Below are 20,445 nucleotides of genomic sequence, written 5' to 3'. Positions count from 1 at the left end.
GGGATTGTCACCGACCCGTCCGCCCCTCCGTCGCAGGCACGAGGCGTGACCGCCCGGCGATGACCGCGACGAGAGCTGCCAGCTCAAGGACCTGGTCGGGTGCCGCCCCGAGCCCCACCACGAGCAGGGCGTAGGTGGTGCCCGGGGTGTAGGACAGGGCCGCCGCCATCGCGAGGGAGCCCGGGTTCTCCGGGATCGGGCGACCGAGCGCCGCCAGCTCCGGCGGGAACTGCGCCTCCCGCAGCGAGACGAGCCCCAGGCCCCCTCCCATCTCGGTGTCGAAGGCCTCGACGTGGAGGACGTCCTGCCGCGTCTCCCCGATGGAGCGTGCCAGCAGCTGCGCCAGGTCGATCTCGGGCTCCGGGGGGAGCGCCACCACGCTCGTGACCACGTGCCAGTTGACCGGCGCACCCTCATCGGTCGAGGCGCTGACGATGCCGTGGCTGAACGCGCCACGCGCCTGCATGTCCTGCCGCCAGCGGACCAGGACGTCGATGCTGGTCTCGCGCAGGTGCGCGGGGCAGCTGGGCCACGTGCGCGCCAGCACGGACTCCACCTGCGCCCGCGGATCGCCGCCGTCGTCGATCAGCACGTCGCACCAGTCGGTCGGCAGGAAGAGCGCGACGGTCGCGTCGACGGAGCCGGTCAACGGACCGCCGCAGGTCGGGCCGGCCCGCGGACGTCGACACCGTCGCGCAGGCCGACCACGTTGCCGATGTTCTGCGGCGCCTGCGCGACGTTCAGCGCAAAGTTCCCCTGGGAGATCTTCAGTCCCACGAGCCGCCAGCCCGCTTCCTGCGCGCCCATGCTGTAGCCGCCCCTGGTGGCCAGCTGGAACAGGTTCGGCACCATCTCCTTGGGCCCGCCGACCAGCTGCGGCACCCTCATGACGGCCGGTGCCCCGCCGGCGGCGGAGCTGCCCGACCGGGCGGCGTCGACCAGCTTCTTGCCGACCTTGAGCGCACCGAAGCCCAGGACGACCCCCAGGGCGTCGCCCATCAGGCCGTCGGCCGAGAACGCGTCGACGAAGCTCCCGGTCCCCCCGACCGCCGCCAGGTAGTGACCGGTCAGGGCGACGACTCCGAGGACCAGCGCCGCGCCACCGAGGAACTGGAGGCCCGGGAAGAGCGCGAGGACGCTGAGGAGAGCACCCAGCGAGCTGGCCATGTCACCGATGAACTGCAGCAGGGGCGCCAGCTGCTCGAGCACCTCGATGATGCGGTCCCCGATGTAGGCGATGGCGTCACGCAGGTCGCCGAGGGCGTTGCCGAGGCTCTCGACGAAGCGGTCCCAGATGCCGGGCTCGTTCGGCGCGATGTCCATCGCGTGCTGCAGTCGTGAGGCCGTCGCGCGGCCCTTGTCCTCGTACTCGCTCGACAGGTCGCGGGCCTCAACCTCGATGCCCGCCACCTCCGCGTCGGCCGCTGCGGCGTCGGTGCTCGCCTGGATCCGCGCACGGGACAGCTCGGCCTGCGTCTGCTGCTGCTCCGGCGTCGGGGGCTGCCCGGTCGAGGGCGCAGGAGCGGGGATGCCCGCGTAGGTGGCATGCGCGGACCGGGCCTTCCGCACCGCCTCGGCGTGCCGCGCCTCCAGCGACAGCGCCTGCCCGGACGCGGAGTACATGGTGTCCAGCCAGTCGTGCAGCGCCAGCCTCGCGGCGTCGAAGGAGCGGGCCGCGGAGTCCACACGCGGCCGCAGGTCGTCGGAGAGGAGATCGCGGAAGGCGGTCGCCGCCTGGCCCCGCCACTCGCCGTCGGCCGCTCCGGTCAGGACCGCGCAGATCTCCTCGAGAGCGCGCGCGGCGTCGGAGACGCTGCCGGCCACCTGGGCGGCGACGGCGATGTCGCCGGGCGCGGGATCGAATCCGAGGGAGGGGAACTCACCGCTCACTGCTCGGCCGCCTGCTCCAGTGCCTCGGCGAGCGCGGTGTCAGCGGCCTGGAACGCCTCCGCGATGCGGTCGAGCGCCTCCACCGCGCTGCCGGCGAACTCGCTGAGCTTGCTGATGCCGTAGGACCACTCGTCGCCGAACTCGTCCATGCGCCGGGCGAGGGCCGAGGCGCCCATGGCGGACCCGGTGACGTCCTGCATCTCGCGGGCCGGCTGCTCCATCAGGTCGCGGATGCCGGACAGGTTGGACCGCACCCGGGCGAGCATCGCGCCGTCGATGTACAGGTCACTGCCACTCATCCAGACCTCCGGGGTGGTACCGAGAACCGCGGGATCACATCAGCCAGGACCCATCCCACCGGCATGGCGTCGTCCACAGCTCCGAGGAGCCGTGGCACCGCCGGACTCCTATGGCGTGGGCGGGGCAGGGATCGCCACGGTGAGCAGCGAGCTGTCGCCGAGGTGGAGCAGCCCACGCCCGGGCTGGACCGGCCCGCCGATCGCGCCGCGCGGCACCCGCACGCCGATCAGGTCGCCGTCGGTGGTGCCCTGCGGTGACAGCAGCACGCCCTGCCGCGCCTTCTTCGCATCCACCTGCCAGCCCGAGAGCCCCGTGCAGATGCTGTCGGCGTTGCCGCCGAGCACGAGGCTGCGGCCCGGCACGTAGCCCTTGACCACCTCGCGGAACACCTCGGCCGCCGGGCTGTCCCGGAGCACGTCGCCGTCGTCGAGGATCAGCACGAGCGGGCGGCCGGGATCCGTCGCGAGCAGCTCCTTCCAGCGGTCGGCCGGCGTCGAGGCCTCCTCGATCACGGCGAGCACGCCCTCCCGCCCGGCGAGCCCGCGCAGCGGTGACGCCTTGGGCGCGCCGACGACGATCGCCGTCCCCTGCCGGAGGAGCGACTCCGCCATCGTCAGCAGCACCGTGCTCTTGCCCGACCGGCCGGGACCGGCGACGACGAAGCCCGCGGAGCCGCCGGTCAGGTCCGGACCCGCCGCCATCAGCTCGTCGCCGCCGACGCCGACCAGCGCGAAGCCGGCGCCGACCTCGGGGGGCCGCAGCTCCCACGCCGCGTCGAAGGTGATCCGCGAGGGCAGCACGTCGACCCGGAACGGCCGGGCCGAGCGCGGCACGAGCGCATCCCGCACGTGCGCCGCCTTCGCGATCTCCGCGAGCGCCGCCGCCTGACCCTGACCGGACTCGTCCTCGGCGAGCAGCGCCACCTGCGTCTCGATCCCGCCGTCCACGGTGACCGCCCGGCCGGCCGGCATGTCGCCGGGGACCTGCTTGGCCGGGATCCCGATCAGCGCGTAGTCGGTGCGGTCGGCCAGGCGCATCAGCAGCTTGTTGTCGGTCAGCGACGAGATCCGTGCGGTACCGAGCGACCGGTCACCGGTGATCACGAGCGAGATCCCGGCGGACGCCCCTTCGCGCGCGATCGCCATGAGGATGTCGGTGAGCCGGCCGTTGTCGATCTCGCCCAGGGTGGGCGCGTACCCCTCCCAGCGGTCGAGCAGCAGCAGGACGTGCGGCAGCCGCTGGTCCGCGGGCACCGACCGGCGCTGCTCGCTGATGTCGGCGAAGCCGCTCTCGGCCAGCACCTGCTGACGCCGTTCCAGCTCCCGCTTGAGCCTGTCCAGCAGCCGGACGGCCCGCTCGGTCTGGGTGCGGGTGACGACCGCGCCGCACTGCGGCAGGTCGGCCAGCGGCAGGAGGGCGCCGTTGCCGCAGTCGAGGGCGAACAGGTGCACGTCGCTGGTGGAGCACCGGGCTCCGAGCGTGCCGGCCAGCGTGCGCAGCAGCTGCGAGCGCCCGCTCTTCGGCGACCCGATGACGAGCAGGTGCCCGTCTGTGGCGGGGTCGAACGCGGCCACCTGCTGCTCCTGCAGCGCGGGCAGGTCCCGGATCCCGTACGGCAGCCGGGCCGACGACGCCGCTCCGGCGGCGGGGGCGTCGAGGTCGGAGACCAGCACCCGGGTGGGCAGCGCCTCCAGCCACGGGCTGCGCTGGGCGGCCACCTCCTCCGCCACGGCCGCACCGCGCACCGCCTGGACCAGGACCGAGAGGTCGGTGATCTCGACGTCGGACACGCGGGTCGCCGTCGCCGGCTTCTGGGGTGCGGCGTAACCGACCTGGTGCCAGCCGAGCGGGACGACGAACGGCACCGCCGCGGCGACCGCGCCCTGACCCGGGCGACGACCGCCGATGCGGCCGGCCTGGAACGGGACCAGGGCACCGTGCCCGAGCCGGGCGAACCCGCGGCCGGGGGCGGACTTCGGGATCCGCGCGGCGTCGGGGGCGTCGAGCACGTCGCTGCTGTCGGCGCCGTCGGTGACCCGTAGCGAGATGCGGAGGTTGGTGTTGGCGCGGATCTCCGGTGACACGACCCCGCTGGGCCGCTGGGTGGCGAGGATCAGGTGGATGCCGAGCGAGCGGCCGCGCTGCGCGACGTTGACCAGACCGGTGACGAAGTCGGGCAGCTCGCGCGCCATCGAGGCGAACTCGTCGATGACGATGAGCAGCCGCGGCAGCGGTGGCCGGCCGGGCTCGCGGGCCTGCAGGTCGATGTAGTCGTCGATGTCCTTGACGCCGGCGCGCGCCAGCCAGTGCTCGCGGTACTTGAGCTCGGCGCCCAGCGAGGTGAGCGCCCGCTGCACGAGGTGGGCGTCGAGGTCGGTGACCATGCCGACGGTGTGCGGCAGGTGGACGCAGTCCTTGAACGCGCTGCCGCCCTTGTAGTCGACCAGCACGAAGTTCAGGGCGTCCGGCCGGTTGGCGACCGCCAGCGAGGCGATCATCGTCTGCAGCAGCTCCGACTTGCCGGCGCCGGTGGTGCCGGCGACCAGCCCGTGCGGGCCGTCGGTGCGCAGGTCGAGGGTGAGCGGCCCGTGCAGGCCGGAGCCCACGACGAGGCGGGTCGTGCGCCCCTCCATCTGCCAGCGCGCTCGGATGCCGTCGACCGTCGGCGGCTCCATCCCGAGCACGTCGAGCAGCCGCACGCTGTCGGGCAGGACGGCGTCGTCGTCCTCGAGGCTGACGTCGCGCAGCGGGGCCAGCGCCCGGGCCGCGCGCTCGGCCAGCTCGGCCGACACCGGCTCGGCGAGCACCGCCGTCACCGGGTCGTGGCCGCTGCGCCGGACGACCAGCTGGGCCTCCTCGGCCGGGTCGAACACGGCCGTGGCGGTGGCGGCCTCGGGCAGGAACCGCTCCTCCTCGTCGGCGCAGACGGCGTAGACGCCGACCGCCGGGCCGTCCTGCAGCACCTGGGCCAGGCCGGGGGTCGCGCGCAGCGGCCGGAACCCGTGGATGACCAGGACGTGCGCCGGGAACGACTCGGCCTGGATGCGGCCGCCCTTCGCCGTCGCCTCGCGGCGGGCCTTGATCTGCGCGGTCAGCTCCGCGACGCGGGCCGTCACCGTCTCCGGGTCGTTGCCGACGAACGCGACCGGGCCCTCGCCGTCGGCCGATCGCGCGTGCGGCAGCCAGCGGACCCAGTTCCAGTCGGTGCGGCCTCGGGGGGCGAGCACGGTCAGGGCGAGGTCGCGCGTCGGGTGGTGGACCGCCAGCTGCAGCACCACCCAGCGCAGCAGCCCGGCCAGCGGTTCGGCCGGCCCGGCGAGCCCGACGACGCCGGCCTGCCGCAGCGGCACGACGACGGGCACCGCGCGCACGACGCGCTGCTCCGGCGGCTCGTCGCGGCCGGAGCGGTCGGCGACCACGAGCTCGGCGGGCAGGTCGGCCGAGCCCAGCCGCAGGTCGAGGGCGTCGGGGTCGGTGCGGCGGCGCTCCCACAACCGCCGGCCGGGCAGCACGGCGGTGAGCAGCGTGGTGGCCGGGTCGGCGTGGGTGTCGCGACGACGGAGCGTCTCCTGCGCGACCGCGGTCTCGATCCGCTCGTGGGTGCGGGCGAGGTCCTGCTCGTACTCCTCGCGGGCGCGGCGGTCCTGGCGCGCGGTGTGCCGGCGGTCGGCGACGGTGTTGCTGATCATCATCACCGGGCTGGCGACGGCGAACATGAGGTACATCGGCGACCGCATGACGAGCGCGAGCGTGACCCCGATGAGCAGCGGCGCGATGATCATGACCAGCGAGAACCGGCGGGGCTCGCGCGCCTGCGGCTCCTTCGGCAGCTGGATGCGCACCTCCCGGGCGGAGGGCAGCAGGCGCGGGGCGCGCACGAAGGCGCGCGTGCCGGGGCCGGCCGGCTCGATCGCGGCGTCGGAGACCACCGCCGGCCCGATGACCAGCTGGGTGTCGCCGAGCTGGACGACCTGCCCGGGCGCGACCTCCACGCCCTCGTCGTCCTCCGGCACCGGCTCGCCCTCGAGCGTCGTGCCGTTCGCCGAGCCGAGGTCGCGCAGCGTCGCGCCGTCGGCCCCCACCCGGAGCAGGGCGTGCCGGCGGGACATCGACCGGTCGGCGAAACCGAAGGCGCTGCTGCGGCCGAGCTCGTGGTCGCCCATCGGCAGCTCGGCCACCAGCCCGCTGCTCGGTCCGCTGAGCACCCGCAGCTGCCAGCCCCGGGTGGGCGGGCCGGCCGGGGCGGCCAGCGCCGCGGACTCCGACAGGTGGACGACGGCGCCGTCGACGAGCGGGCTCTCCCCCACCGGCTGGTCGTCGTCGAGCCGCTCGCCGGCGATCCACACGCCCTCGCCGGCCAGGCCGGCGACGCGGGCCAGCTCGGCGCCGACGCGGCTGACCGGCAGGTCGTCGTCGACGTCGACGTCGACGGCGACGTCGAGCAGCGTGCCGTCGACCTGCCCGACGCTCACCTGGACGCGCACGGCACTCCTCTGTCTCAGCCCGCGCTGTTCTGCAGGACGTCGAAGCTGCGGCTGCGGGCCTCTATCTCACCAAGACGGACCGACACCGTGCAGCCGCTGCCCACAGTGTTGGCGTAGGGCACCCGGTCGGTGAACGCGAGGGAGCCGGTGCAGTCGTCGGTGCGCACCTCGAGCTCGCCGCCGAGCTGCTGGAGCAGGAGGCTGGGCTGGGGGTTGCGGCTGCTGAAGAGGACCGCGATGTTGTCGGCGGCGTCGGTGCCCCGCCAGACCGGGACGACGACCAGGCCGACGGGCGCCCCGACCCGCACGGTGCCGTCGATCTGCACCTCCAGGTCCTCCAGCCGCTGGGCCGCGTAGACCGGCGTGGCGACCAGGCCGTCGAGCGCGGCGCCGGTCGCGGTGCCGGTCCCGACGAGCCGCTCGCGCAGGCCCTGCACGTCGCCGTCGTCCTCCAGCTCGAAGGGCACCGTGTAGCTGGCGGTCACCTCCGACCCGCCGGGGACGTCGACGGGGACCTCCCACCCGCAGGCGGTGACGGGGACGCCGGGCGTCACGTCGCGGACGGCGGGCACCGACCAGGTGACGTCGGGGCACGACCGCCCGTCCGCCGCGGCGGGCACCGACTCGAACAGCGGGCCGGCCAGCGAGTTCTCCGCCGACCAGGTGACGGTCGTGGTCAGCGTGCCTGCCTCGGCGTCGTAGGCCCCCTCGCGGACGACGGTCAGGCCCGAGGGCAGCTCCTCGGAGGGCCCGGTGACGACCAGCGCCTCGGCCGGGACCGCGCCTCCCCCGCCGTCGGGGCGACGGGGATCCGCGGAGCCGCCGGAGCCGACCAGCGCGACGACGCCGACCACCGCACCCACCGCCACCAGCGATCCACCCGCGACCAGCCACGTGCGCCGGTCGCGCAGCAGGCCCCGGCGTGCGGCCGGCTCCTCCTCGACCACGGGGGCGGCGTGCGCGGGACCGCGCTTCGGCCGGAGCTGGGTCTGCGCCGACGCCGTGTCGTCGTCGACCGGCGCGGCCAGCCACGGCTTCGCCTCGCCGGTGGCCGGCGCCGGGAGCTGGGGAGCGGCGTCGGCCGACGCCTTGACGTTGGTGCGGCCCGGGTCGAGGTCCTCGACCGGACGGTGCCCGAGGACGCCGAAGGCCGGCGCCGGACCGGTTCCGGCGGCCTTCCACGTCGTCGGCTCGGGGGCGACCGGCAGCGCGGGGAGCTCCCCCAGCGCGGGCAGCAGCTCCCGCAGCGAGGCCGCGGCCGCCTCGGCGGGCGGGCGGCGGTCGGGCTCCTTGGCCAGCATCGCCTGCAGGACCGCGTCGAGCTCCCGCGGGATCCCGGCGATCGGCGGAGGGGCGGCGGTCACGTGCCGGTTGGCGACCGCGTAGCCCGTGCCCCCACCGGCCAACGGCGCGCGCCCGGCCAGCAGCTCGTGCAGCAGGATGCCGGCGGCGTAGACGTCGGAGGCCGCGCTCACGGTCTCGGCGGTGAAGATCTCCGGCGCCATGTAGTCGGGCGTGCCGAGCACCCCGGTCATGCGGACCGTCGTCTCCTGCGCCAGCCGGGCGATGCTGAAGTCACCGAGCCGGACGCCGGGCGGGTCCTCGTCGGTCAGCAGGACGTTGTCCGGCTTCACGTCGCGGTGCAGCACCCCGCCGGCGTGCGCAGCGGCGAGGGCCTCGAGGACGTCGGCGGTGATCCGGGCCGCCTCCGCCGGCGGGAGCGTGCCCGCCGCCCGGAGCCGGGCGCGCAGGTCGGCGCCCTCGACCAGGTCCATGACGATGGCGAGGTCCTCGCCCTCGACCACGAGATCGCGGACCCGCACGACGTTGGGGTGCACCAGGTCGAGCAGGATCGAGCGCTCCTGGACGAACCTGGTCAGGATCTCCGGGTCGCGCGCGAACTCCGGGCGCAGCAGCTTCGCCGCCACCGTCCCGCCCGTCCGCTGGTCGACGGCGGCCCACACCGTGCCCATCGCACCGGACCCGAGCTGCCGCTCGAGGACGTAGCGGCTCCCGAGCGCGCGGGTGGTCTGCATGGGGTGGTCCTATCAGCCCTCGCCGTCGGGCAGCACGAACCACGACAGCGCGGGCGCGTCCTGCTCGACACCGCGCTCGGCGCCTCGGGTGGTCGCCTGGAGCACGGCCACGCCGTCGTCCGGGAGGGCCTGCCGGTCGGCGAAGGCGAGCCTCGGACCGGCCAGGCCGTCGTCGACGCCCAGCTCGAGGCCGCCGAGCGCCTCGAGCACCGCGGCCGGCTCGGTGGAGCCGGCGCCGGCGGCCGCGGCGGCCAGGGCGACGACGGCGTCGTGGCTCCGGACGTCGGCGGTCGCGGCCCCGAGCCGTCCGAAGGCGTCGGTCCCGGACAGCGACTGCAGGTCGGCGTCCTGGGCGGCGAGCCGGACGGCGTCCAGGAAGCGGACGACGCCCTCGTCGGTCGAGGAGTCGGTGGCGGCGGGTCCGACGGTGAAGAACTGCCCGGCGGTGGTCGCGCCGCCGGCCGAGCCGAGGTCGCTGAGCCGCGCGGCGAAGGCCGGAGCCAGGGCCGAGGGCCCGAGGACGACCGGCGCGGAGGGCGCCCGCCCCTGCAGGGCGGCGACCGTCTCGGCCGAGGTCTCCGCCGAGGCCGACACGAGGGCGCTGTCGGCGCCGCCGTCGGTGAGCGGCTGGGCCGCCGTCGCGACCTGCCCGGCCAGCGCATCGCCGGCGGCGACGGTCACCCGGCGGTCGCCCGCGGCGAGCGCGGCGAGCCCGGAGCCGGTGCCCTCGCCGGTGAACGCGACCGGGGAGCGCTGACCGCGTCCGGCCAGCATCGCGCCGACGACGTCGGCGACCTGGGAGTCGCTGGGGCCGGTCCGCCAGGCGGTGTCGCCGGCCAGGCCGTCCCGGGTGTCGTAGGGCAGGAGCACCGCGGTGCCCGCGCCCGAGGCGAGGTCCAGCGCCGGGTCGAGGTGGGCTCCCGCGGAGGCGTAGACGATGCCGGCGACACCGGCGTCGAGCAGCTGCTGGGTGGCAGCGACGGCGCCGTCCGGGGTGCCCCGGTCGTCGACGACCTCCAGCTGCAGCCGGTCCGCGTCGCCGTCGAGCCGGAACTCCGCCACGCGGGCGCCCGCCGCCGGAGCGGCGAACTCGGCGCCCTCACCGCGCGGGCCGGAGCCGGTGACGACGAGGCCGACCTTCAGCGGGGACTCCAGGCTCTCCAGGAGCGGCAGCTCGACGGTCGGGGCCGGCGCCGGCTCGAAGTTCTCCTCGTCCGGAGCCGCCTCGTCCGACGTGCAGTCGCTGGTGACGACCGCGGCCGCAGCGAGGCAGATCAACCCTCGCCGCACGTCAGTTCTCCCCACCGAGGCGGAAGCAGAAGACCGTGGCCGAGACCGAGCCGGCGGGCAGCTCCTCGGCGAAGGGCTCCATCCGCTGCGCGGCCTGCAGCGACCGGGCGAACTGCTGCTGCTCCAGCTGCGCGTCGGCGACCTCGGCCTGCCGGACACCGCGGAAGCTGGCGGCGCTCTCGCTGGTCTGGGTGACCTGCTCGGTGCGCACCCCGGTCTGACCGGCGCTGTTCTGGATGACGCCGAGCAGGCCGCGGCCCTCGGCAGCCGACCCTAGGTCGAGCAGCACCTTCTGCAGCTGCTCCTGGAGCGCGAGGGCGGCGTCCGACTGCGACACCGTGGCCAGCGAGATCTGCTCCGCCAGCTGCCCGATGGCCCCCTGCGCGGCCGCGTCGAGCTCCTGCTCCGCGGCCGCCTGCACGGCCCGCAGCCGCTGGGTCTGGACCTCGACGACGACCCGGCCCTGCTCCAGCTGCTGCGCGGCGGACGTCGTCAGCTGCGTGCCGATGTCGTCGCCGAGCTGCCCGAGGGACTCGTCCGCACCGGTGCCCGCGTCCTTGGCCCGGTCCCGCGCCTCGTCGACCGGACCGGCGGCGGCTTCGTCGACCCCGTCGGCCGCACCCTCGATGAGCTCCTCGAGGTCGCCCGCGACCGTCGCCCGCTGGCAGCGCAGCTGCTTGAAGCTCTCGAACAGCGCGTTCAGGCGCTTGGAGGTGAGCACCGGGTCGACGTCGCAGTCCAGGTCGGACGGGACGTTCGAGTCGTAGAGCCCGGTCATGTCGACGAGCAGGTCGTCGAGCGCACCCGTCAGCTGGCTGTCGACGGTGCCGTCGATGAGGGCGCTGAGGCCGTCCACCTCGGCGCGCACCTCGCTGAGGTCGTCCGCAACGGCCTGGGCGTCGTCCGCCGCGGTGTCCAGAGCGGTCGCCAGCGCGTCGGCGGCCTCGCCCTGCGTCCGCACCCGCTCGGCGATCGAGCCGGCGTCCTGACCGGTGGTGGCCGACAGCTGCGCGCAGGAGAGCCCGACCAGCGTCTGGCTCAGCCCGTCCAGGCGCGTCAGCTCCGGGTCACCCGGGAGCAGCGTCGCGGCGGGAGCGCACATCTCCTCCGCCAGGTCCTTGCTCTGGGCCAGGATCCCGGTGCTGTCGTCCAGCATCTCCTCGCTCTGGGCGCGCGCCTGGGCAGCCAGGGCAGTCAGCCGGCCGGCCAGCTGCGGATCGGTGCTCTGCGGCTGCGGTGCCAGCACGCCCAGCAGTCCGTCGATGCTGCCGAGCAGCGACGTCAGCGTCTGGTCGAGATCCTGCGGGACCGTGCCGCCCTGGTTCTTCAGGGCGGCAGCCTTGGCCTGCAGCGCCGTCACCTGTCCCTGCAGCCCGGTGATCCCGGTCAGCACGGCGCTGACCGTGTCGTCCGGGTCGAGGGTGGCGGCGATGTCCGCCTTCTGCGCCCGGACGCCGTCGGCGAGGCTGCCGAGCTGCTGGCCGGCGCCCATGAGCTGGCAGACCAGCGAGTCGCTCCGGGCCCCCGCGCACTCCTGGGGGCCGCCCTCGGTGTCGACGTCGAAGCCGATGTCCTCCAGCAGCGTCTCCCGCAGCCCCTCGACGCAGTCGGTGGAGGCGTCGGCCAGCCCGTTGAGCTGGCGGCTCACCGCGGACAGCTGCCCGAGCAACGTCCCGGACGGCGCCTCGGCAGCCACCTCGGAGCCGCAGGCCACCGGCTGGGTGGGACCACTGGCCGGGGTCGGCGAACCGAAGAACTCGAGGACGCCGCGCACGCTCTCGTCGAGCGCGCTGTTCGCCCGGCTGTTCGTCCCCTCGACCGTGGCGCCCACCGAGTTGTCGAGGGCCTGCAGGTCGGCGAGGAGGGAGGCCATGGAGGCGTCGACCGAGTTCGCCGTCGACCGCAGGGCGTTCGTGGCCGCGGAGCCGACCTCGCCGGCGTTCACGGCGAGGGTCTCGCGCACCGTCTGCAGGCTGTCGGTGACCTGCGCCAGCGTGGCGTTCACGTTGGCGATGAGACCGATCGTGTGGTTCTCCGAGCCGACCATGCGCGCGGAGCCGCCGAAGACGTCCCCGACCAGGCGGGCCACCGAGTCGTCCGTGGCCACGCCCGGCTGGACCGCCAGGTTGATGGCGGGGAGCTCGAAGTCCTCGGCGTCCTGGACGAGGGTGAAGGTGGTGCTGGGCTGCAGCCGCGGCGGAGCGAGGATCGAGGCCCACTGGACCGTCGTGGCGTCGTCCTCGGTGCTGATGACGCCGTTGGTCGTCCCGGGCTCTGTGGCCGCCCCCTGCGGGCGGACCAGCGCGGCCGCGCTGTCCCCGGGGAGGACCGCGCTGGCGACGACGGTCATCGGCGTCGTCACGATCTCGTAGCTCTCGCGGGCCACGCCGTTGGCGTCGTACTGGAACCGCTCCGGGCGACCGGTCAGGTTCTGCACCGTCACGCTGATCTCGACCCGACCGTCGACGCCCTCGACGTCGGCGAGGTCCGTGCCGACCCGGCCGTCGTGCCGCCAGGACGTGGTGACCCGCACCGGCAGGTCGCCCGCGTGCTCGGCCGGGTTCAGCGCGGTCGTGCGGGTGGTCGGGTCCTCCCCGTCCTCTCCGCGGCTGACCAGCGCGGAGGCCAGCCCCGTGATCGCACCGTCGGAGGCCAGGTCCACGGTGACCGCCTGCAGCGCGCGCCGCGGCGCCTCCTCGGCGAAGACGATCGGTGCCAGAGCGGCGCCACTCCCGAGGAGCACCACCGTCGCCCCGGCCGTCACCCCCCATCGGCGTCCTCGACCGGAACCGACCAGGCGTGTGCTGCCCACGAACGTTCTCCCCGCGCTCAGTCCGTCAACCGCGCGCTCGAACCGGGCCCCGACAGGGCACCGGCGCCTCCGGACGACGGTCCGGGTCGTTACCGGGGGCAACGAGGGCGGGTGTTCGCCGAGACACTAGACGGACCAGTCCGTATCGGTCCATCCCGGGTCCGCGGGCGATCCGGGCCCGGGGCTGCGCGCGGGTCAGCCCTCCCGCGCTGCACGCCTGCGGACGACTCTCGCACGGGTCGCCCGTGGGCGCGCGGTGGGTCAGAAGGTCAGCACCAGCCGCCCGCGCACACCGCCGGCCTCGAGCAGCCTGTGCGCCTCGGCGGCCTGCTCGACGGGGAACGTGCGCGCCACCCGGAGGGTCAGCACGCCCTCCTCCACCTGCTGGCGCAGCCGGTCCAGCGCCGCCCGGTCCTCCGCCACCTTGCGCACCATCGTCGGGAAGAAGCGGAGGTCCCGCTCGCCGTTGCCGCGGTAGCCACGGACGGTCGCCACCGCTCCCCCGTCGCGCACCGCCGGGAGCACGAGCGCGTCCTGGACGGAGCCGTCGGCCAGCCCGTCGACGCCGTCCGGGTGGTGCTGCCGGATCCGGTCGGCGACGTCGTCCCCGCGCCGGACGACGACGTCGGCGCCGAGCCCGCGCACCAGCTCCTCGTCGGCCTCGGAGGAATCGGCGATCACCGTGAGCCCGTCGGCCTTGGCCAGCTGGACCACGTAGCCGCCGTACGCGCCCGCCGCACCGGTCACGGCGAGGACCTGCCCCGGCCGCAGGCCCATCAGGTCCAGGGAGAACCGGGCGGTCAGGCCGTTCATCGGCAGGGTCGAGGCCTCGACGGCGGAGGTACCCGCGGGAGCCCGCACGACCGAGTTCCCGGACAGGACCTTGTCCTCGCGGTAGCCGCCGTACGGGCCGAACGGGACGACGACGCCCATCGCGAGATCGCCCACGGCGAGGTGGTCGACCCCGTCGCCCAGCTCGGTGACGACGCCGGCGACGTCCATGCCGGGCACCCACGGCGGCGTCTTCACCGGGTCGCGCTCGGCGTAGGCGCCGGAGCGGGCGTGGGTGTCGGTCGGGCTGACCGCGGCCGCCTCCACCCGAAGGCGGACCTGTCCCGGGCCGAGCGGCTCGGGTTCCACGTCGACGATGTGCAGGGCCTCCGGCCCACCGAACTCGGTCACTCCTGCGGCACGCATGCCCCTCTGCCTACACCGGCCGTGGCAGCGTCGCCCGGGCGCCTCGGGTCCCGAACTCGCGTCGTGTCGGGAATGGTGCGGGCGCAGCCGTCGCTGGAGGACGTGAGCACCGCCACTCCTCCCCCAGCCCGAGAGGCCGCGCATGCCCACCCTGCCGCAGTCCCGCCCCGCCCGGCCCCGCCGCAAGGTCCCGTTCCGGCTGGTGGTCGCCGGCGTGGGCGCGGCGGTCCTCGTACCGCTCGGGATCCAGGTCGCCGGCTGGCTGCCGGAGAACCCGTTCGGCCAGGACGTCGTCGACCGCAGCACCACTCCCCTGCTGCTCTCCCTGCAGGACCTGCACGAGTACCACGCGGCCAGCGGCACCTTCCAGGTCGTCGTCGACCGCGAGGTGGACACCCGGTACGTGCCGTCGGTGATCAGCGGTGAGCGCGTCGAGTTCCTCGCCACCGGCACGGCCGACGCCTACGTCGACTTCGCCGCGATCGACGCCGGTGCGGTCACCCTCTCCGCGGACGGCACCACCGCGACCATCGAGCTGCCCGCACCCCGGCTGGACGAGGTGCGGATCGACCCCGAGGAGAGCCGTGTGCTCGACCGGGACCGCGGGCTGGTCGAGCGGATCGGCGACGCGGTGGGCGACGACCCCGTCGACGACAGCGAGCTGTACGCCCTCGCCGAGGACCGCCTGGCCGCCGCGGCCGCCGAGAGCGACCTGCGCGAGCGCGCGGAGACCAACACCCGCGAGATGCTCACCGGCCTCGCGGGGTCGCTCGGGGTGGACGACGTCGAGGTCCGCTTCCAGGAGTCGGCCGACAGCGCGGGCTAGCGAACCGCTGAACGCGAGAGGCCCAGAACCGGTGCGGTTCTGGGCCTCTCGCGCTCACTGCCCTCAGCCCTTGAGCTTGTACTCCTTCAGCAGGCCGCGGCTGATGATCGTCTTCTGGATCTCGCTGGTGCCCTCGCCGATGAGCAGGAACGGCGCCTCGCGCATGAGGCGCTCGATCTCGTACTCCTTGGAGTAGCCGTAGCCGCCGTGGATGCGGAACGACTGCGTGGTCACCTCGGCGCAGTACTCGCTGGCCAGCGTCTTGGCCATGCCCGACTCGACGTCGCTGCGCTTGCCGGCGTCCTTGAGCCGGGCGGCGTTGACCATCATCAGGTGCGCGGCCTCGACCTTGATCGCCATCTCGGCCAGCTGGAAGGCGATCGCCTGGTGCTGGGCGATCGGCTTGCCGAAGGTCTCCCGCTGCTGGGCGTAGGCGATCGCGAGCTCGAAGGCGCGGATCGAGATGCCGCAGGCGCGGGCGGCGACGTTGACCCGGCCGACCTCGACGCCGTCCATCATGTGCGCGAAGCCCTTGCCGGGCACCCCGCCGAGGATGTCGGTGGCCTTGGCCTCGTAGCCGTCGAACACCAGCTCGGTGGTGTCGACGCCCTTGTAGCCCATCTTCGCGATCTTCCCGGGGATGGTGATGCCGGGCTTGACCTCGCCGAAGCCGGCCGGCTTCTCCACGAGGAAGGTCGTCAGGTTCTCGTGGGCCTTGTCCGCGCCCTCGTCGGTGCGCACCAGCGCGGCGACCAGCGTGGAGCTGCCGCCGTTGGTCAGCCACATCTTCTGGCCGTTGATCGTGTAGCCGCCGTCGGCGTTCTTCGTCGCCTTGGTGCGGATCGCGGCGACGTCGGAACCCAGACCGGGCTCGGACATCGAGAAGGCGCCGCGCACCTCGCCGGTGGCCATGCGCGGCAGGTAGTACTCCTTCTGCTCCTGCGTGCCGTGCTGGCGCAGCAGGTAGGCCACGATGAAGTGCGTGTTGATGACGCCGGAGACGCTCATCCAGCCGCGGGCGATCTCCTCGACCACCAGCGCGTAGGTCAGCAGCGACTCACCGAGGCCGCCGTACTCCTCGGGGATCATCAGCCCGAAGATGCCGAGCTCCTTGAGCCCGTCGACGATCTCCTGCGGGTAGATGTCGCCGTGCTCGAGCTCCTGCGCGTGCGGGATGATCTCGCGGTCGACGAAGCTCCTGACCGTCGACAGGATCTCCTGCTGGATGTCGGTCAGATCAGCGGTCTGCGCCAAGCGGGTCAACGTCGCTCCTTCGGGACTCCGGTGTCCGGGTTACCGGCGAGTATGAGGGACGACGACCCGCCGTCCGGCGTGTGCCTGATCACGCCCCCGTGCCGGGTGAGGAGAGAGGACCGCAGTGACCATGCTCAGCACCGAGGAGCAGGCGATCGTCGCCGCCGTCCGCCAGTTCGTCGACCGCGACGTGCGACCGGTCGTCCGCGAGCTCGAGCACGCCGACACGTACCCCGAGGCGCTGATCGAGCGGATGAAGGAGCTCGGCGTCTTCGGCCTGGCCGTGCCCGAGCCGTGGGGCGAGGCGCCGGTGTCGATGCCCTGCTACGCGCTGGTCACCGCCGAGCTCGCCCGCGGCTGGATGTCGCTGGCCGGCGCGATGGGCGGGCACACGGTGGTGGCGAAGCTGCTGGTCGCCTTCGGGACCAGGGAGCAGCAGGACCGCTGGCTGCCCCGCATGGCCACCGGTGAGGTGCGGGCGACCATGGCGCTCACCGAGCCCAGCGGCGGGTCGGACCTGCAGGCCATGACCACCACCGCGCGGCGCGACGACGACGGGTACCAGGTCGACGGCCCCAAGACCTGGATCACCAACTCGCGCAGGTCGTCGCTGATCGCGCTGCTCTGCAAGACAGATCCGGCGGCGCAGCCCCGCCATGCCGGCATGTCGATCCTGCTCGTCGAGCACGGGCCGGGGCTCACCGTCTCTCGCGACCTGCCCAAGCTCGGCTACAAGGGCGTGGAGAGCTGCGAGCTCACCTTCGACGGCTACCGCGCACCGGCGTCGGCGCTGCTCGGCGGCGTCGAGGGCCGGGGGTTCGCGCAGATGATGCGGGGACTGGAGACGGGCCGGATCCAGGTGGCCGCCCGGGCGCTCGGTGTCGGGCAGGCCGCGTTCGACGACGCGCTGCGCTACGCCCAGGAGCGGGAGAGCTTCGGCAAGAAGATCTGGCAGCACCAGTCGATCGGCAACTACCTCGCCGACATGGCCACCTCGCTGACCGCCGCCCGCCTGCTGGTGCTGCACGCCGCCGAGCGCGCCGAGACCGGGCAGCGCTGCGACCTGGAGGCGGGCATGGCGAAGCTGTTCGCCTCCGAGACCGCCATGCAGGTGGCGTTGAACGCCGTGCGCATCCACGGCGGCTACGGCTACTCGACGGAGTTCGACGTCGAGCGCTACTTCCGCGACGCGCCGCTGATGATCGTCGGCGAGGGCACCAACGAGATCCAGCGCGCCGTCATCGCCGCCCAGCTGGTGGAGCGCGGCGGTCTCCCCTGACCGATGAGTCCTGCGCCTGCGCGCGGTCCCTGCTGCCGACCCGACGAAGGAGCACCCCGTGAGCCAGCTGCTCAGAGTTCAGAACTTCACCGTCTCCAGCGACGGCTTCGGCGCCGGCGAGGGCCAGAGCCTGGAGCGCCCGTTCGGGCACGCCGACCCCGGTGCGCTGATGTCGTGGGCCGGCGCCACGGCGAGCTGGCCCAACCGCACCGACCCGGGTGGCAGCCGCGGCCTGGACGACTACTTCACCCGGGACTTCGCGCACGGCATCGGCGCCGAGATCATGGGCCGCAACAAGTTCAGCCCGCACCGCGGCCCGCACGACCCCGCCTGGCAGGGCTGGTGGGGCGAGGAGCCCCCGTTCCACACGCCGGTGTTCGTGCTGACCCACCACCCGCGCCCGTCGCTCACGCTCTCGGACACGACGTTCCACTTCGTGGACGGCGAGCCGGCTGCCGTGTTCGAGCAGGCGAAGGAAGCGGCGCAGGGGAAGGACGTCCGCCTCGGCGGTGGCGCGACGACGATCCGGGAGTTCCTCGACGCCGACCTCGTCGACACCCTGCACGTGGCGGTCGCGCCGGTGGAGCTCGGCTCGGGGGTGCGGCTGTGGGAGGCCCCCGAGGAGCTGGACGACCGGTTCCACCACGACGTCGTCCCGAGCCCGAGCGGGGTGACCCACCACCTGTTCTGGCGCCGGTAGCCGGCGCACCCCTCAGGCAAAGGAAGCTCTACCTATGGATCCAGCCGCGGATCCATAGGTAGAGCCTCCTATGCCTGGGGTGGGGTCAGCTCTCGGGCGGGGTGAAGGAAGAGGTCCGCTCCATGCCCGCGGCGCGGCCCTTGCCGGCGATGACCAGGGCCATCTTGCGGCTGGCCTCGTCGATCATCTCGTCGCCCAGCATCGCCGAGCCCTTCTTGCCACCGGCCTCCGACGTCGCCCAGTCGTAGGCGTCGAGGATCAGCTCGGCGTGGTCGTAGTCCTCCTGCGACGGCGCGTAGATCTCGTTGGCGGCGTCGATCTGGCCCGGGTGCAGCACCCACTTGCCGTCGAAGCCGAGCATCGCCGAGCGCTTGGCGACCTCCTCGAACGCCGGCACGTCGCGCACCTGCAGGAAGGGGCCGTCGATCGCCTGCACGCCGCGGGCGCGGGCGGCCATGAGGATCTGCATGAGGATGTAGTGGAACGGGTCGCCCGGGTAGTCCGGGTGCAGCGCGCCCACGACCAGCGACTTCATGTTGATGCTGGCCATGAAGTCGGCCGGGCCGAAGATGATCGTCTCGATGCGGTCGCTGGCGAACGCGATGTCGTTGACGTTGATCAGGCCCTGCGCCGTCTCGATCTGCGCCTCGATGCCGATCCGGCCGACCTCGTAGCCGTTCGCCTTCTCGATCTGGGTCAGCAGCATGTCCAGCGCCTTGACCTGGGCGGCGTCCTGGACCTTCGGCAGCATGATGCAGTCGAGGTTCGCGCCGGCCCCGCCGACGACCTCGAGCACGTCCTGGAACGTCCACTCCGTCGTCCAGTCGTTGACGCGGACGGTGCGGATCTTCTCGCCCCAGCCACCCTCGTTCAGCGCCGCGACGATGTTCTTGCGGGCGCCGGGCTTCGCCAGCGGCGCGCACGCGTCCTCGAGGTCGAGGAACACCTGGTCCGCGGGCAGGCCCTTGGCCTTCTCGAGGAACCGGGGGTTGCTGCCCGGGACGGCGAGGTTGGAACGACGGGATCGCAGCTCGGCCACGGTGCCTCCGCTATGTCGATGGGTCGGTCAGCTACCGGAGAGTAGCGATGGCCCTCGTCGCGCGCGCCAGGGCGTTGATCACCCGGACAGCCCGGCGACCCACCCGGCGAAGGTCCGCACGCCCCGATCGGCGTCCGGCCCGGCGGTGAGGGTGCCGTCGCGGAACGCCCTCCCGAGCGCCCCGGGCAGCGGGACGGGCAGCACGACCGCTCCCCGCCCGGTGGCCCGCGCGTAGGCCCGGACCATCGCGCTCATGCGCAGGACCTCGGGGCCCGCCAGGTCGGGCACCCGCCCGGCCGGCCCGGCCTCGGACAGGGCGACCAGCCGCTCGGCCACCTCCCGGGCCGCCACCGGCTGCGACCTCATCACCGGGACCGGGTGGAGCGGACCGATCGCCAGCTGACGGAAGAGCTGCTCCGCGAACTCGTGGAACTGGGTCGCCCGCAGCAGGGTCCAGGGCACAGGACCGGTCGACACCAGGTCCTCCTGCGCCACCTTGCCGGCGTAGTAGCCGAGCGGCGCGCGGTCGACGCCGACGATCGACAGCGCGACGTGGTGCGCGACGGCGGCCCGGGCCCCGGCAGCCAGCAGGTTGGTGGAGACGGTCCGGAAGAACCGGATCGACGCCTCCGCCGACTGCGTCATGACCGAGGCCACGTCCACGACGGCGTCGACCCCTTCCAGAACCGCGTCGAGCCCGGTGCCGTCGACCAGGTCCACCCCGCGGGAGCGCGACAGGACGCGGACGTCGTGCCCTCGCTCGCCGGCGACGTCCACGACGTGGCGGCCCACGGTGCCGGTCCCGCCGGCGACGGCGATCCTCATCGGGCGACCACCCCTCCGGCGACGGTCCCGTCGGTCATCGCGACCGTCCGGTCGGGGAGCAGCAGCGGGACGGAGAGCACGAGCGCGAGGCTCAGCGCGACCACCTGCGCGACGGCGTCGACGAGGCCCAGACCCGTCAGGTGGTGCAGGTGGTAGCCGAGGTGGGGCACCGAGGAGACGATCCAGGCGAGCGCGACGACGAGGCCGGGCCGACGGTCGCGGTAGCGGGCGGCCGCCGCCGATGCCGCGGCCAGCCCCAGGTTGAACGTCCCGACGTCCCGGACGAGGTGCTCGTTGTAGGGGCCGTCGGCGGCGACCCAGGAGCTGAAGGGTCCGGGGAACGACTCGTAGAACGATGCGGGGAACACCGCCGCCCAGAGGCCGACGTACAGGCCCAGGACGACGAGGAGCCACAGCAGGGTGCGGCGTGCGGTCGGTGTCATGCCCATCGGACGACGCAACCGCCCGGGATGTGACACCGCGCCCCACGGCCCCGTCGCAGGGGCCCACCGC

15 protein-coding genes are annotated in these 20,445 nt (G+C 74.0%); 3 read left to right on the top strand and 12 right to left on the bottom strand.

The window, feature by feature from the left end; translation table 11 throughout:
* Window positions 1-7: 7 nt before the first annotated feature.
* The 8 genes from DQ244_RS03710 to DQ244_RS03675 all read right to left on the bottom strand — a co-directional run bounded on the left by DQ244_RS03710 (window position 8) and on the right by DQ244_RS03675 (window position 14,009).
* The gene (locus DQ244_RS03710; protein ID WP_113810074.1) at window positions 8-649 is read right to left on the bottom strand and encodes a hypothetical protein; all 642 of its coding nucleotides are present in this window, start codon (window positions 647-649) and stop codon (window positions 8-10) included.
* The gene (locus DQ244_RS03705) at window positions 646-1,890 is read right to left on the bottom strand and encodes a hypothetical protein (RefSeq protein WP_113810073.1); all 1,245 of its coding nucleotides are present in this window, start codon (window positions 1,888-1,890) and stop codon (window positions 646-648) included. The genes DQ244_RS03710 and DQ244_RS03705 overlap by 4 nt, the downstream gene beginning before the upstream one ends.
* The gene (locus DQ244_RS03700) at window positions 1,887-2,189 is read right to left on the bottom strand and encodes a hypothetical protein (protein WP_113810072.1); all 303 of its coding nucleotides are present in this window, start codon (window positions 2,187-2,189) and stop codon (window positions 1,887-1,889) included. Before DQ244_RS03700 ends, DQ244_RS03705 begins: the two co-directional genes overlap by 4 nt.
* A gap of 108 nt (window positions 2,190-2,297) precedes the next feature.
* Window positions 2,298-6,674 carry an FtsK/SpoIIIE domain-containing protein gene (locus DQ244_RS03695; RefSeq protein WP_113810071.1) on the bottom strand — a complete coding sequence of 1,459 codons (4,377 nt, stop codon included), beginning with the start codon at window positions 6,672-6,674 and terminating at the stop codon, window positions 2,298-2,300.
* Window positions 6,675-6,688: 14 nt separating this feature from the next.
* Complete coding sequence (locus DQ244_RS03690; RefSeq protein WP_113810070.1) at window positions 6,689-8,710, bottom strand: serine/threonine-protein kinase; 2,022 nt, start codon at window positions 8,708-8,710, stop codon at window positions 6,689-6,691.
* 12 nt (window positions 8,711-8,722) lie between these two features.
* A complete protein-coding gene (locus tag DQ244_RS03685) occupies window positions 8,723-10,000 on the bottom strand; it encodes an ABC transporter substrate-binding protein (RefSeq protein ID WP_147251458.1) in 1,278 nt (425 codons plus the stop codon).
* A 1-nt stretch (window position 10,001) separates the two neighbouring features.
* Window positions 10,002-12,764: a hypothetical protein gene (locus DQ244_RS03680; RefSeq protein ID WP_113810068.1), complete on the bottom strand. Its 2,763-nt coding sequence runs from the start codon at window positions 12,762-12,764 to the stop codon at window positions 10,002-10,004.
* Window positions 12,765-13,073: 309 nt separating this feature from the next.
* Window positions 13,074-14,009 (bottom strand): NADP-dependent oxidoreductase, encoded by a 936-nt coding sequence (locus tag DQ244_RS03675; protein WP_113810067.1) that lies wholly within the window; start codon window positions 14,007-14,009, stop codon window positions 13,074-13,076.
* Window positions 14,010-14,151: 142 nt separating this feature from the next.
* On the opposite strand from DQ244_RS03675, the gene DQ244_RS03670 reads away from it, so the two are divergent.
* Complete coding sequence (locus DQ244_RS03670; protein ID WP_113810066.1) at window positions 14,152-14,835, top strand: DUF4230 domain-containing protein; 684 nt, start codon at window positions 14,152-14,154, stop codon at window positions 14,833-14,835.
* A 63-nt stretch (window positions 14,836-14,898) separates the two neighbouring features.
* On the opposite strand, the gene DQ244_RS03665 is transcribed toward DQ244_RS03670, so the two are convergent.
* On the bottom strand, window positions 14,899-16,098 hold the full coding sequence (locus tag DQ244_RS03665; protein ID WP_113810065.1) for an acyl-CoA dehydrogenase family protein: 1,200 nt from the start codon (window positions 16,096-16,098) through the stop codon (window positions 14,899-14,901).
* A gap of 121 nt (window positions 16,099-16,219) precedes the next feature.
* On the opposite strand from DQ244_RS03665, the gene DQ244_RS03660 reads away from it, so the two are divergent.
* Together DQ244_RS03660 and DQ244_RS03655 are read left to right on the top strand one after the other, a co-directional pair.
* Window positions 16,220-17,368, top strand: coding sequence for an acyl-CoA dehydrogenase family protein (locus DQ244_RS03660; protein WP_113810636.1), 1,149 nt, complete (start codon window positions 16,220-16,222; stop codon window positions 17,366-17,368).
* Window positions 17,369-17,426: 58 nt separating this feature from the next.
* Entirely contained in the window at window positions 17,427-18,068 is a 642-nt protein-coding gene (locus DQ244_RS03655; protein WP_113810064.1) for a dihydrofolate reductase family protein, read from the top strand.
* Between the two features lie 85 nt (window positions 18,069-18,153).
* On the opposite strand, the gene DQ244_RS03650 is transcribed toward DQ244_RS03655, so the two are convergent.
* The 3 genes from DQ244_RS03650 to DQ244_RS03640 form a co-directional block, all read right to left on the bottom strand.
* Window positions 18,154-19,107 (bottom strand): CoA ester lyase, encoded by a 954-nt coding sequence (locus DQ244_RS03650; protein ID WP_113810063.1) that lies wholly within the window; start codon window positions 19,105-19,107, stop codon window positions 18,154-18,156.
* A 78-nt stretch (window positions 19,108-19,185) separates the two neighbouring features.
* Window positions 19,186-19,932, bottom strand: a complete 747-nt coding sequence (locus DQ244_RS03645) for an SDR family oxidoreductase (protein ID WP_113810062.1) — start codon at window positions 19,930-19,932, stop codon at window positions 19,186-19,188.
* Window positions 19,929-20,381 carry a hypothetical protein gene (locus tag DQ244_RS03640; RefSeq protein WP_113810061.1) on the bottom strand — a complete coding sequence of 151 codons (453 nt, stop codon included), beginning with the start codon at window positions 20,379-20,381 and terminating at the stop codon, window positions 19,929-19,931. The genes DQ244_RS03645 and DQ244_RS03640 overlap by 4 nt, the downstream gene beginning before the upstream one ends.
* Window positions 20,382-20,445 lie beyond the last annotated feature (64 nt).

This window comes from Blastococcus sp. TBT05-19, from assembly GCF_003319095.1.
Classification (GTDB): domain Bacteria; phylum Actinomycetota; class Actinomycetes; order Mycobacteriales; family Geodermatophilaceae; genus Blastococcus.
The sequence above is the reverse complement of the archived record's forward strand: the minus strand, read 5'-3'. Positions and strand labels throughout refer to the sequence as shown.

Excerpts from the sequence above, each read along its gene's own strand:
- DQ244_RS03670 (WP_113810066.1), top strand. The coding sequence starts at position 14,152 with ATGCCCACCCTGCCGCAGTCCCGCCCCGCCCGGCCCCGCCGCAAGGTC.
- DQ244_RS03700 (WP_113810072.1), bottom strand. The coding sequence starts at position 2,189 with ATGAGTGGCAGTGACCTGTACATCGACGGCGCGATGCTCGCCCGGGTG.
- DQ244_RS03660 (WP_113810636.1), top strand. The coding sequence starts at position 16,220 with ATGCTCAGCACCGAGGAGCAGGCGATCGTCGCCGCCGTCCGCCAGTTC.
- DQ244_RS03645 (WP_113810062.1), bottom strand. The coding sequence starts at position 19,932 with ATGAGGATCGCCGTCGCCGGCGGGACCGGCACCGTGGGCCGCCACGTC.
- DQ244_RS03675 (WP_113810067.1), bottom strand. The coding sequence starts at position 14,009 with ATGCGTGCCGCAGGAGTGACCGAGTTCGGTGGGCCGGAGGCCCTGCAC.
- DQ244_RS03690 (WP_113810070.1), bottom strand. The coding sequence starts at position 8,710 with ATGCAGACCACCCGCGCGCTCGGGAGCCGCTACGTCCTCGAGCGGCAG.
- DQ244_RS03640 (WP_113810061.1), bottom strand. The coding sequence starts at position 20,381 with ATGGGCATGACACCGACCGCACGCCGCACCCTGCTGTGGCTCCTCGTC.